This window comes from Agromyces sp. NPDC055661 (genome assembly GCF_053618135.1).
In genome coordinates, this window is sequence record NZ_JBSHHC010000001.1 from 2,812,493 (window position 1) to 2,824,407 (window position 11,915).

The 11,915-nt window shown below is 72.0% G+C and carries 12 protein-coding genes; 10 read left to right on the forward strand and 2 right to left on the reverse strand.

What is annotated here, in order from left to right:
- The first annotated feature begins 166 nt into the window (after nt 1–166).
- Nucleotides 167–1,453: a sensor histidine kinase gene (locus ACWGO8_RS13015; protein WP_452043422.1), complete on the forward strand. Its 1,287-nt coding sequence runs from the start codon at nt 167–169 to the stop codon at nt 1,451–1,453.
- Complete coding sequence (locus tag ACWGO8_RS13020; RefSeq protein WP_452043423.1) at nt 1,450–2,130, forward strand: winged helix-turn-helix domain-containing protein; 681 nt, start codon at nt 1,450–1,452, stop codon at nt 2,128–2,130. Before ACWGO8_RS13015 ends, ACWGO8_RS13020 begins: the two co-directional genes overlap by 4 nt.
- A 122-nt stretch (nt 2,131–2,252) precedes the next feature.
- Here ACWGO8_RS13020 and ACWGO8_RS13025 read toward each other — a convergent pair whose 3' ends face one another.
- On the reverse strand, nt 2,253–2,717 hold the full coding sequence (locus tag ACWGO8_RS13025; RefSeq protein ID WP_376954159.1) for a hypothetical protein: 465 nt from the start codon (nt 2,715–2,717) through the stop codon (nt 2,253–2,255).
- Between the two features lie 161 nt (nt 2,718–2,878).
- On the opposite strand from ACWGO8_RS13025, the gene ACWGO8_RS13030 reads away from it, so the two are divergent.
- From ACWGO8_RS13030 to ACWGO8_RS13050, 5 genes are all read left to right on the forward strand, one after another.
- The gene (locus ACWGO8_RS13030) at nt 2,879–3,361 is read left to right on the forward strand and encodes a CarD family transcriptional regulator (protein ID WP_056734541.1); all 483 of its coding nucleotides are present in this window, start codon (nt 2,879–2,881) and stop codon (nt 3,359–3,361) included.
- Between the two features lie 69 nt (nt 3,362–3,430).
- Nucleotides 3,431–4,687: a 2-C-methyl-D-erythritol 4-phosphate cytidylyltransferase gene (gene ispD / locus ACWGO8_RS13035; RefSeq protein WP_452043424.1), complete on the forward strand. Its 1,257-nt coding sequence runs from the start codon at nt 3,431–3,433 to the stop codon at nt 4,685–4,687.
- A gap of 53 nt (nt 4,688–4,740) precedes the next feature.
- Nucleotides 4,741–6,165 carry a cysteine--tRNA ligase gene (gene cysS / locus ACWGO8_RS13040; RefSeq protein ID WP_376954162.1) on the forward strand — a complete coding sequence of 475 codons (1,425 nt, stop codon included), beginning with the start codon at nt 4,741–4,743 and terminating at the stop codon, nt 6,163–6,165.
- Nucleotides 6,162–7,187, forward strand: coding sequence for a 23S rRNA (guanosine(2251)-2'-O)-methyltransferase RlmB (rlmB, locus tag ACWGO8_RS13045; protein ID WP_452043425.1), 1,026 nt, complete (start codon nt 6,162–6,164; stop codon nt 7,185–7,187). Before cysS ends, rlmB begins: the two co-directional genes overlap by 4 nt.
- Nucleotides 7,188–7,253: 66 nt before the next feature.
- Nucleotides 7,254–7,802 (forward strand): pyridoxamine 5'-phosphate oxidase family protein, encoded by a 549-nt coding sequence (locus ACWGO8_RS13050; protein WP_452043426.1) that lies wholly within the window; start codon nt 7,254–7,256, stop codon nt 7,800–7,802.
- 6 nt (nt 7,803–7,808) lie between these two features.
- Here ACWGO8_RS13050 and ACWGO8_RS13055 read toward each other — a convergent pair whose 3' ends face one another.
- Nucleotides 7,809–8,837 (reverse strand): ketopantoate reductase family protein, encoded by a 1,029-nt coding sequence (locus tag ACWGO8_RS13055; protein ID WP_452043427.1) that lies wholly within the window; start codon nt 8,835–8,837, stop codon nt 7,809–7,811.
- 145 nt (nt 8,838–8,982) lie between these two features.
- On the opposite strand from ACWGO8_RS13055, the gene ACWGO8_RS13060 reads away from it, so the two are divergent.
- From ACWGO8_RS13060 to ACWGO8_RS13070, 3 genes are read left to right on the forward strand one after another with little or no spacing between them, the layout of a single operon-like run.
- Complete coding sequence (locus ACWGO8_RS13060; protein WP_452043428.1) at nt 8,983–10,470, forward strand: amidohydrolase family protein; 1,488 nt, start codon at nt 8,983–8,985, stop codon at nt 10,468–10,470.
- A complete protein-coding gene (locus ACWGO8_RS13065; protein WP_452043429.1) occupies nt 10,467–10,778 on the forward strand; it encodes a Dabb family protein in 312 nt (103 codons plus the stop codon). The genes ACWGO8_RS13060 and ACWGO8_RS13065 overlap by 4 nt, the downstream gene beginning before the upstream one ends.
- The gene (locus tag ACWGO8_RS13070) at nt 10,775–11,893 is read left to right on the forward strand and encodes a zinc-dependent alcohol dehydrogenase (protein WP_452043430.1); all 1,119 of its coding nucleotides are present in this window, start codon (nt 10,775–10,777) and stop codon (nt 11,891–11,893) included. Before ACWGO8_RS13065 ends, ACWGO8_RS13070 begins: the two co-directional genes overlap by 4 nt.
- The last annotated feature ends 22 nt before the right edge of the window (nt 11,894–11,915 follow it).

Here is an 11,915-nt window from a genome sequence, read left to right on the forward strand (position 1 = left end):
GAGCGCGCGCGGATGCACCGGTCGAATCCGGCCTCTGGCATCCTCCACGGAGGAGGTGAACAACAGGTGCCCGGACCCTGAACACTCGTTAACCTACCGCCGGAACCTCGGGGCGGTCGGCGTCGCAGCGGGCTGAGCACGGCCTCGGACTGGTTATGGTGAAGCCATGGACTCCATGTGGTTGGTGCTCACCGCACTGGCCTTCGGCATCTTCCTCGGTGCCGCCTTCATGATCGTGCTGCACGTGGCCGAGCGCCGTGGTTCGAGCGCTGCCCGGGTGGTCGCGCCGACCGTTCCCGACGGGATCGATCAGGTGCTCGAGGTGCTGGAGTCCGCCGGCGTCGTGCTCGATCCGTCGAACAACGTGCTCAAGGCATCGCCCGGCGCGCTCGCGATGGGTCTCGTGCGCCAGGCGCAGCTCATGCATCCCGAGCTCGTGGAGCTCGTCGGCCTCGTTCGCCGTTCGGGCGAGACCGTGGCTGAGGAGCTCGACGTCGCCCGCGGGCCGTACGGCGAGTCGACCATGCGCCTGCACGTGCGCGTCGCGCGGCTCGGCACCCGGTTCATCCTGCTGCTCGCCGAGGACCGCACCGAGGCGCACCGCCTCGACGAGGTGCGCCGCGACTTCGTGGCGAACATCAGCCACGAGCTGAAGACGCCCATCGCGTCGGTGAGCCTGCTCGCGGAGGCGCTCGACCAGGCGGCCGACGAGCCCGAGCAGGTCCGGCGGTTCGCGGGGCGGCTCTCGGTGGAGGCGGCTCGACTCGCGCACATCACGAGCGAGGTCATCGAGCTGTCGCGGCTGCAGGCGCGCGACGCGCTCCGACCCGACGTGCTGGTGCCCGTCGACGAGGTCATCGCCGCCGCGGTCGACCAGAATCGCGTCATCGCGACCGCGAAGCACGTCGACATCGTGGTCAAGGCGTCCACCAAGGCGCAGGTCTACGGCGACCGAGCGCTCATGGTCGTGGCCGTGCACAATCTCGTCTCGAACGCGGTCGCGTACTCCAACGAGGGAGGACGGGTCGGCGTCGGCGCGAAGGTGTCCGACGGCACCGTCGAGATCGCGATCACGGACCAGGGCATCGGCATCGACGGCGAGGAGCTCGATCGCATCTTCGAGCGCTTCTACCGCGTCGACCAGGCCCGCTCGCGCAACACGGGCGGCTCGGGCCTCGGCCTCAGCATCGTGAAGCACACCGTGCAGAACCACGGCGGCGACGTGCGCGCGTGGTCGAAGCCGGGGCGCGGCTCGACGTTCATGATCCGGCTCCCGGTCGCCGAGACGGTTCCCGAGCCCGAGCCCGAGGCGGACGACGCGCGGCGCGAGCACGCCGCATCGCAGCTCCCACCGGCATCCGCCGGCAAGCCCAAGCGCGGCGCACGACGCTCGTCCCGCGCGACCGAGTCGGCGACGCGCGTCGCCACCCCTGACCGAGGAGACCGTACGTGACCCGCATCCTGCTCGTCGAGGACGAGATCGCCCTCAGCGACCCGCTGAGCTTCCTGCTCGAGCGCGAGGGCTACGAGGTGGAGGTCGCCGCGGACGGGCCGTCGGCCGTCACCGCCTTCGACCAGCGCGGAGCCGACCTCGTGCTGCTCGACCTCATGCTCCCCGGCCTGCCGGGCACCGAGGTGTGCCGGGAGCTGCGCGCCCGCTCGACCGTGCCGATCATCATGCTCACGGCGAAGGATTCCGAGATCGACATCGTCGTGGGCCTCGAGCTCGGCGCCGACGACTACGTCACGAAGCCGTACTCGACCCGCGAGCTCCTGGCGCGCATCCGGGCGGTGCTCCGCCGCCGGCTCGAGGTCGAGGACTTCGACGAGGCGATCCTCGAGGGCGGCCGCGTGCGCATGGACGTCGACCGCCACACGGTCGAGGTCGACGGCGAGCCCACGGCCATGCCGTTGAAGGAATTCGAGCTGCTCGAGCTGCTCATGCGCAACCCGGGCCGCGTCCTCACCCGCGGCCAGCTCATCGACCGCGTGTGGGGCTCCGACTACTTCGGCGACACCAAGACGCTCGACGTGCACATCAAGCGCATCCGGTCGAAGATCGAGAGCCAGCCGTCGGATCCGGTGCAGCTCGTCACCGTGCGCGGTCTCGGGTACCGCTTCGAGGCCTGACCCGCGATTCGGGTTCCGCGCCCGTCGGGGTGTCGAAGCGGTCGTACGCCGGTCAGGGCATGCGAGCGCATGCGGCAGCACGGATGCCGCGGCATCCGCTCGCGAGCGCCGGGCGGCGCCGCCTACGGGGCGAGGTGGGCGTACTCGGGGAGGCGCGAGTCGAGCACGGGGACCTGCTTCTCGAGGCCCTCGGCGTCGCCCGCCTGGAAGAAGAGGACCGCCAGGCCGCCGACCTCGGCGTCGAGGCCCTCGAGCACGACCTTCTTCTCGTCCTCGCCGCCGAGCACCACGGTCTCGCCGGCCTCGACCTCGATCTCGGTGACGTCGCCGCCGCCCTCGCCGACCTGCACGCCGAGCGTCGCGTCCTTCTCGCCGGTGTTGACGACGGTCATCACGAGGGTGCCCTCGTCGCCGTCCTCGCTGACGAGGAGGATGTTGCGGAGGTCGAGGTCGCCGATGTCGGCCGAGACGCCGTCGCTCGCGTCGTACTTCTCGGTGGTCGCCTGGTACGTGAGCATCGCGCAGCCGCTCGCGCCGAGCGCGAGAACGATTGCCAGGGCAGCGGATGCCGCGAGACGCGCCTTCACAGAACCTCCAAGAGCGAGCGTGCGCGCGAACGGATGCGAGCCCGCGCGAAGGGGATCGATCCGAGTGTAGCCTACGGCGCAGGCGCCTCCCGGGAGGGGTGGCGAACCTTAGCATGATCTCGAATGTGATATCCTGAAAGTTGCCGAAAGGACATTCATTCATGCTTTTTGAGGTTGGCGAAACCGTCGTTTACCCCCACCACGGAGCCGCAACGATCACCGAGGTCAAGAAACGGATCATCAAGGGTGAAGAGAAGCTCTACCTCAAGCTGAACGTCACGCAGGGCGACCTCGTCATCGAGGTTCCGGCCGAGAACGTCGACCTCGTCGGCGTGCGCGACGTCATCGGCAAGGAAGGCCTCGACAAGGTCTTCGAGGTGCTTCGCGCCCCCTTCACCGAGGAGCCCACGAACTGGTCCCGGCGCTACAAGGCGAACCTCGAGAAGCTCGCCTCCGGCGACGTGATCAAGGTCTCCGAGGTCGTGCGCGACCTGTGGCGGCGCGACCAGGACCGCGGCCTGTCCGCCGGGGAGAAGCGCATGCTCGCGAAGGCTCGCCAGATCCTCATCTCCGAGCTCGCGCTCGCCGAGAAGACCGACGAGGAGCAGGCCTCGACCGTGCTCGACGAGGTGCTCGCCTCCTAGCGCGGAGCACCCGCTCACCGTCCCACCGCACCCGGCCTCGCGCCGGGTGCGGCGCGATACGCTCGAACCATGAGCGCGTCAACGGTCGCCGTCATCGTCGTCGCCGCGGGCAGCGGCACGCGGCTCGGGCATACCGAGCCCAAGGCGTTCGTGCCGCTCGGCGATGACACCATCCTCGGCGTCGCCATGGATGCCGTGCTCGGCATGCACGAGACCCCCCACGTGGTGCTGGTGGTGCCGGGCGACCGCGTCGACGAGACGCGGTCCCGATTCGCGACCGCGGCAGCCGCGGCATCCGCACCGCTCGACGTCGTCGCGGGCGGCGACTCCCGGCAGCAGTCCGTCGCCGCCGGCCTCGCGGTGCTGCCGCACCTCGTCGACACGGTGCTCGTGCACGACGCGGCCCGTCCGCTGACGCCCTCCATCGTCTTCGACGAGGTCGTGGCGGCCGTCCGGTCGCGGGGGCACGGCGTGATCCCCGCCCTCGACGTGGTCGACACGATCAAGCGCGTCGGCGCACACGGGCGTGTGCTCGAGACGGTCGACCGGTCGGAGCTCGCCGCGGTGCAGACCCCGCAGGGCTTCCCGCGCTCGGCGCTCGACGCCGCCTACGCCGCCGCGACGACGGAGTTCACCGACGACGCGGCGCTCGCGGCATCCGCCGGACTCGCCGTCGACGTCGTGCCGGGCGACGCGCGCTCGTTCAAGGTCACGCTGCCCGCCGACCTGCGCCGGGCCGAGGCGATCGTCGCCGAGCGCGAGGCCCGCGTCGTGCGGGCGGCGACCGAGGCGACGGATGCCGCGCCCGCGCCGGTCGACGTCGAGGAGGCGCCAGACGCGTCGGCGTTCGTCGCCCCGCGCATCGGCACGGGCGTCGACGTGCACGCCTTCGCCGACGACCCCCGAACCCCGCTGTGGCTCGCGGGCCTGCACTGGGAGCACGAGCGCGGGCTCGCCGGGCACAGCGACGGCGACGTCGCCTGCCACGCGATCTGCGATGCGCTGCTCGCCGCGGCGGGCCTGGGCGACGTCGGCGGGGTGTTCGGCACGGGCGATCCGCGCTTCGAGGGCGCGCACGGCGAGGTGTTCCTCGCCGAGACGCTGCGCCTGCTGCAGGAGGCCGGGCTCGCCGTCGGCAACGTGTCGGTGCAGGTGCTCGGCAACCGCCCCAAGCTCGCCCCACGGCGCAGCGAGGCCGAGGCGTTCCTCTCGGGAATCCTCGGCGCCCCGGTGAGCGTCGCGGCGACGACGACCGACGGCCTGGGATTCACGGGCCGCGGCGAGGGGATCGCCGCGATCGCGACCGCGGTGGTCGTGCCCGCCTGAGGTCGTCGCGTCACGGGAGTGGGCGGTGCGACGCCCGCCGGTAGGCTTGGCGGGTGACCGTGCGACTCTACGACTCGAAGGCCCAGGCCCTGCGTGACTTCGTGCCCCTCCGCGAGGGGCGCGTCGGCATGTACGTCTGCGGCCCGACGGTGCAGTCCAGCCCGCACATCGGCCACCTGCGCAGCGCGCTCGCCTACGACATCCTGCGTCGCTGGTTCTCGTACCGCGGCTACGACGTGACGTTCGTGCGCAACGTCACCGACATCGACGACAAGATCCTCGCGGCCGCCGATGAAGCGGACTCGAAGACCGAGGAGTGGTGGGCGCTGGCCTACCGCGTCGAGCTCGAGTTCACGTCGGCCTACGCCTCGCTCGGCATCCTCGCGCCGACCTACGAGCCGCGCGCGACGGCGAGCGTGCAGCAGATGCAGGAGCTCATCGCGCGCCTCATCGCGAAGGGCCATGCGTACGCCGCGCCCGACGGCTCGGGCGACGTCTACTTCGACACGTCGAGCTGGCCCGCCTACGGCGAGCTGACGCGGCAGTCGCGCGACCACATGGAGGCCGCGGCCGACGCCGATCCGCGCGGCAAGCGCGACCCGCGCGACTTCGCGCTCTGGAAGGGGCGCAAGCCGGAGGAGCCTGCGTCGGCGGCGTGGGCGTCGCCGTGGGGTCCCGGTCGCCCCGGCTGGCACATCGAGTGCTCGGCCATGGCCGCACGCTACCTCGGCGAGGAGTTCGACCTCCACGGCGGCGGGCTCGACCTGCGCTTCCCGCACCACGAGAACGAGCTCGCCCAGTCCACCGCCGACGGCCAGGCCTTCGCGCGCTACTGGGTGCACAACGGGCTCGTCAACGTGGGCGGGCAGAAGATGTCGAAGTCGCTCGGCAACTCGGTCTACGCGAGCGACCTCCTCGAGCTGGCCACGCCGCTGGCCGTGCGCTACCTGCTCGGGGCGGCGCACTACCGCTCGACGCTCGACTACCAGCCCTCGTCGCTCGCGGAGTCCGAGGCGGCCGTCGACCGCATCCGCTCGTTCCTCGTCCGCGTCGAGCGACGCCTCGCCGGCACGCGCTTCGCGGGCGTCGGCAGCCCCGTCATCCCCGACGCGTTCGCCGAGGCGATGGACGACGACCTCTCGGTGCCGCAGGCGCTCGCCGTGCTGCACGACACCGTGCGCGCGGGCAACCAGGCGCTCGACGCTGAAGAGCTCCACGACGCGGCGACGCTGCACGGCCAGGTCGTCGCGATGGTCGAGGTGCTCGGCATCGACCCGCGCGACCCCCACTGGGCGCCCGACGCGGGGCCTGCGGCATCCGCGCTCGACGTGCTCGTCACCCGCCTCATCGAGGACCGCCAGGCCGCACGGGCCGGGCGGGACTTCGCCGCGGCGGACCGCATCCGCGCGGAGCTCACCGCCGCGGGCATCACCATCGAAGACAGCCAGACCGGAACGCATTGGAGCCTCGGATCATGAAGGGCAGCAGCGGCAAGTCGCGCGCCGGAGCGGTGCGCAAGAGCAAGGGCAAGCAGGTCGGCTCCGGCGGGCAGGGCCGGCAGGCGCTCGAGGGCAAGGGCCCGACCCCCAAGGCGGAGGACCGCGCCTGGCACCCCGCGGGCAAGCGGAAGGCGGCCGAGGAGCGCTACCGCGCCTCGGGCGGCAGGGGCAAGCCGGGCCAGAAGGTCGCCGGCCAGCGCGGCGGTGCTCCTCGCGGCGCCTCCGGCGCGTCCCGCCGGGCGAAGACGGGCGACGAGTCCGAGATCGTGACGGGCCGCAACTCGGTCGTCGAGGCGCTGCGCGCGCGGATCCCGGCGACCACGCTCTACGTGGCCGCTCGCGTCGAGATGGACGACCGGGTCAAGGAGGCGATGAAGATCGCCACCAACCGCAACATCCCGATCCTCGAGGTCATGCGGCCCGAGCTCGACCGCCTCGCGGGCGAGGGCGGCGTGCACCAGGGCCTCGCGCTCAAGGTGCCGCCCTACGAGTACGCCCACCCGATCGAGCTGCTCGACGAGGTGCTGGCCCGTGACGAGACGCCGCTGCTCGTGGCGCTCGACGGCATCACCGATCCTCGCAACCTCGGCGCGATCCTGCGATCGACGGGGGCCTTCGGCGGGCAGGGCGTGATCGTGCCGCAGCGCCGTTCCGTGAGCGTCAACGCCGCGGCATGGAAGACCTCGGCGGGCGCCGCCGCCCGCGTGCCCGTGGCGATGGCCGCCAACCTCACGCAGACCCTGAAGTCGCTCAAGGAGCGCGGCGTCTTCGTGCTGGGCCTCGACGGCGACGGCGACGTGTCGCTGCCCGGGCTCACGTGGGCCGACCGTCCGATCGTCGTCGTGGTCGGCAGCGAGGGCAAGGGCCTCTCCCGGCTCGTCGCCGAGACGTGCGACGCGATCGTCTCGATTCCCATCGAATCGTCGACCGAGTCGCTGAACGCGGGCATCGCGGCATCCGTGACGCTCTACGAGATCTCGAAGCTGCGCACGACGGAGTAGGCGCGGCTGTCAAGGCCTCGATCGGCGGCGGCCGCCTGCGTAACGTGGCCCGGCATGAGCGACCGCATGGATGACCTCCGGGACGACCGGGCCGCAGCCGAGCCCGCGCGAGCCGAGCTCGCGGACCCGCCGCCCGACTCCGAGGACGAGCGCGAGCTGATCACGAAGCTCGTCACGAGCGCCGACACCGCCCTCCTCACGAGCCGCGGCGCCGACGGCACGCTGCACGCGCGACCGCTCGCGGTGCTGCAGAAGGAGTTCGACGGCGTCGTGCGGTTCCTCGTGCAGCATCCGAGCGAGAAGACGCTCGAGATCGAGGCGGACCCGATCGTGAACGTGTCGTTCGCGTCGCGGCACGGCTACCTCTCGATGGCCGGCCGCGCCTCGGTCGTTCGCGACGACGCGATCATCGACGAGCTGTGGAACCCCGCCGCCGAGGCGTGGTTCCCGCAGGGCAGGGACGACCCGCGCATCGCGGTCGTCGAGGTGGCCGGCGACGGCGCCGAGTACTGGGCGAAGACAGAGCCCGGCGTGTTCTCGCTCGTCAAGGCCGCCGCGGCCATCGTGACGCGGCGCCCGCCCGACATCGGCGAGAACCGGTCCGTCTCGCTCTGATCGAGCTCACTCCCGCGTCGCGGCGGCCAGCACGCCCACGTTCGCGGAGTCGGGCTCGAGCTCGCCGCGCTCGATGCGGTGGCCGAGCTCGACGACCGCGCGGTTCACCGGCGTCGGCACGCCGAGCCGCTCGCCCTCGGCGACGACGGTGCCGTTGAGGTCGTCGACCTCGCTCCGACGTCCCTTGCGCCAGTCCTGCAGCACGGTCGTCGTGGCGCCGGGCACGACGAAGCGGTCGTAGAGCACGTCGAGCATCGTCTCGACGACGCGGTCGGGTCGGTCGAGGTCGGATGCCGCGAGCCCGAAGATCGGCAGGATGTCGCGTCCGCCCGCCAGTCCGACGTCGAGCGCCTCCAGGCCGGCGCGGAGCATGAGCTCGCGCATGCCCGGAACGGCGATCGCGTCGAGCATCGACATCCCGAGGCTCGCGGTCGTGACGAGCGTGGTGGCGTTGCTCACGAGCTTCATCCACTTCGCGGCGGCGATGTCGGCGAAGCGGTCGACGCGTCCCGAGTGCGCGAGCAGCGCCGCGACCGCATCGGCGGCCGGGTCGGCGTCGACCGCGAACCAGGAGCGCGCGGGCGGGGTGTGCCGGTGCACGATGCCCGGCTCGGTCATGGTCGCCGACACCTCGATGACGGTGCCCACGGCGCGGTCGGGTCCGACCACCCCTGCGACCGCCTCGGTCGTCATGCCGTTCTGCACGGCCGCGACGACGCCGCCGTCGGCGAGCACCGGGCGGATGAGCTGGGTCGCCCACGCCGAGTCGTACGCCTTCATCACGAGCAGCACGACGTCGAACGGATGCCGCAGCGTCGCGACCTCGCACAGGTGCGCGACGCGCGGCCGCACCTCGAGGTCGCCGCCGGCCATGCGGATCACGAGCCCGCGCTCGCGCATCGCGTCGACGTGCGCCGGCCACTGCTCGACGAGCGTCACGTCGACGCCCGCCGCGGTGAGGTCGGCGCCGATCGAGGCGCCGTTCGCGCCGGCGCCGAGCACCGCGACCCGCAGGCCGGTCACGCCATCGGTCATGCCGTCTCCTCCGATCGGCCCGGGAACACGCTCGAACGCCGAGGCTACAGTCACATTGAACACCCGGGCAAGAAATGGTTGCAAACGGCCCATGAACCGGGGCAGAGTGTTGATTGCAGCTGAACATTCTCGAAGAGGAGAAGTGATGAGCGCAGCCGATGCGGCCTCCGCCCGAGCCCCCCGTCCCGACGAGTTCACCGCGGATCGACCGTTCGTCTTCCGCAATGCCATCGTCATCACCGTCGACTCGCCCGGCGTCATCGAGGGCGGCGACGTCCTCGTGCGCGGCGACACGATCGAGGCCGTCGGCCCGTCGCTCGAGGTGCCCGAGGGCACGCTCGAGATCGACGCGTCGGGCGGCATCCTGACCCCCGGATTCGTCGACACGCACCGCCACATGTGGCAGACCGCGCTGCGCGGCTACGGCGGCGACTGGGCACTCAGCCAGTACTTCGTCTTCTACTACCTGCAGTGGGGTGAGGTGTTCCGCCCCGAGGACGTGTACGCCGGCAACCTGCTGAGCGCGCTCGAGTCCGTCGACACGGGCGTGACGACCACGCTCGACTGGTCGCACGGCCTGCGCAACCCCGACTACGGCGAGGCGGCCCTGCAGGCGCTCCGCGAGATCCCGGGCCGGTTCGTGCTGGCCTACGGCAACTACCTCGCCGGTCCGTGGGAGTGGTCGAACACGCCCGAGTTCCGCACGTTCGTGTCCGACAACTTCTCGTCGCCCGACGACATGATGCGGCTGCAGCTCGCGTTCGACGTGCCCGGCTCCGCCGAGTTCCCCGAGCGCGCCGCGTTCGAGGCCGCCCGCGAGCTCGGTCTGCGCGTCACTACGCACGCCGGCGTCTGGGGCGCCACGACCGACACCGCGATCACGCAGATGTACGACGCGGGCTTCATGACGCCCGAGATCACGTACGTGCACGCGGCATCCCTCAACGAGCAGAGCTACCAGAAGATCGCCGCGACCGGCGGCACCATCTCGATCGCCACCGAGTCGGAGCAGAGCGCCGGGCAGGGCTACCCGTCGAGCTGGGTGGCGCGCCGCTACGGCATCCCGACCTCGATCTCGATGGACACGAGCGTCTGGTGGAGCGCCGACTTCTTCTCGGCGATGCGGGCCACGCTCAGCGCCGACCGCTCGCGCGACCACCTCGAGGCGCACGCCGTGAACGAGACGATCGTCGCCAACCGCCTCCGCGCGGAGGACGTCGTGCGCATGGCGACCATGGGCGGCGCGAAGGCGCTCGGCATGGAGGACGTCATCGGCTCGATCACGCCCGGCAAGAAGGCCGACCTGCTGCTCATCAAGAACGACGACTCCCCGGCGATGACGCCGATCCTGCACCCGTACGCGCACGTCGTGTACCAGGCGGGCACGGCAGACGTGCACACCGTGGTCGTGAACGGACGCGTCGTGAAGTACGCGGGGAAGCGCATCGGGCTCGAGCTCGCGCCGATCGCCGACAAGGTCGCGGCATCCGTCGAGTACGTGCGCTCGAAGCTCGGCGAGCAGGCCTGGGACGAGGGCATGCACCCCGAGCTGCCGCCCGCGGAGCAGATCGAGAACCCGTACACCTACACCGAGGGCGACGCCCACGTCACGGCGGCGACGGGAGACCGATGATCCTGCACCTCGCCGCGTTCACCTGGAAGGACGACGTCACCGCCGACGACATCGCCGAACTCACCACGCAGCTGCGCGACATGGCTGCGCAGATCCCCGAGTTGCGGTCGTACTACTGCGGGCCGAACCTGCGGGTGCGTCCGAGCCCGGCGGACTACGGCGTCGCCGCGACGGTCGAGGACACCCGGGCCCTCGAGGCCTACCTCGACTCGCCCGTGCACGCCGCCGTCTACGAACGCCTGCTCGGCCGCATGATCGCCGAGCGCGTCGCGGTGCAGCTCGACCTGGGTGCGGGCGCCGGGCCGTGACCGGGACCATGCGTGCGGCGGTCCTCCACGCGGCGGGCGACCTGCGCGTGGAGGATCGGGAGGTGCCGACTCCGGGGCCCGGCGAGGTGCTCGTTCGTGTCGCCGTGTGCGGCGTCTGCGGCACCGATGCGACCGAGTACGACCGCGGGCCGGTGCTCACGGTGCCGCCCGTCGTGCTCGGGCACGAGTTCACGGGCGTGGTCGAGGCGGTCGGCGAGGGCGTCGAGGGGCTCGAGCCGGGCGCGGTCGTCGTCTGCGGCGCCGGCGTCAGCTGCGGCGCGTGCAGGCGCTGCCGCGAGGGCCGTACGAACCTCTGCCGCGAGTACCGCACGCTCGGCCTGCAGCTCGACGGCGGGCTCGCCGGCTACGTCGTGGCGCCCGCCGGCATCCTCCTCGACGTCTCGGACTCCGGGCTGCCGCTCGACACGCTCGGCCTCGTGCAGCCCATGGCCATCGCGGTGCACGTCGTGTCGCGCAGCGGGCTGCGTGTCGGCCAGGACGCCGTGGTCGTCGGCGTGGGCGGCATCGGCTCGTTCATCACGTTCGCCGCCGCGGCATCCGGAGCCCGCGTCGTGGCGGTCGACCGCAGCCCGGCGCGCCTGGAGCTGGCTCGGGCACTGGGCGCCTCCGACACGGTGCTCGCCGACGAGCCGCTGCCCGACCGGCTGCGGCGGCTCGGCGTGGAGCCCGACGTGCTCTTCGAGGTCAGCGGTTCGTCGGCCGGCCTCGAGGCGGTCTTCGCGGCGGCGGTTCCGGGCTCGGTCATCGTCCCGGTCGGCGTGCAGAAGGCCGAGGTCGCCGTGCCGCTCGGATCATGGACCCTGCGCGAGCTCGCCGTCGTCGGCAGCGTCGCCCACGTCTTCGCGACCGACGTGCCCGAGGCCGTCCGCCTGCTCGGCACCCGGCTCGACTGGTCGGACCTCGCGGCGGAGGTGCTCCCGCTCGAGGGCCTCGTCGACGACGCGCTCGCCCCCCTGCTGCGCGGCGGCGCCCGGCAGATCAAGACGCTCATCGACCCGTGGATCGATGTGCCCCGGCGCGCCGTGCACGCCCGGTCGTCGACGTCATCGTCGTCGACGTCATCGTCGTCGACGTCATCGTCGGGGGAGTCGTGATGCGCCAGGGCACGCCGGGGCG

Bases quoted from the DNA above. Each gene is read 5' to 3' on its own strand.
- ACWGO8_RS13030 (WP_056734541.1), top strand. From the start codon at position 2,879: ATGCTTTTTGAGGTTGGCGAAACCGTCGTTTACCCCCACCACGGAGCC.
- ACWGO8_RS13015 (WP_452043422.1), top strand. From the start codon at position 167: ATGGACTCCATGTGGTTGGTGCTCACCGCACTGGCCTTCGGCATCTTC.
- ACWGO8_RS13065 (WP_452043429.1), top strand. From the start codon at position 10,467: ATGATCCTGCACCTCGCCGCGTTCACCTGGAAGGACGACGTCACCGCC.
- ispD (WP_452043424.1), top strand. From the start codon at position 3,431: ATGAGCGCGTCAACGGTCGCCGTCATCGTCGTCGCCGCGGGCAGCGGC.
- ACWGO8_RS13050 (WP_452043426.1), top strand. From the start codon at position 7,254: ATGGATGACCTCCGGGACGACCGGGCCGCAGCCGAGCCCGCGCGAGCC.
- ACWGO8_RS13055 (WP_452043427.1), bottom strand. From the start codon at position 8,837: ATGACCGATGGCGTGACCGGCCTGCGGGTCGCGGTGCTCGGCGCCGGC.
- ACWGO8_RS13060 (WP_452043428.1), top strand. From the start codon at position 8,983: ATGAGCGCAGCCGATGCGGCCTCCGCCCGAGCCCCCCGTCCCGACGAG.
- rlmB (WP_452043425.1), top strand. From the start codon at position 6,162: ATGAAGGGCAGCAGCGGCAAGTCGCGCGCCGGAGCGGTGCGCAAGAGC.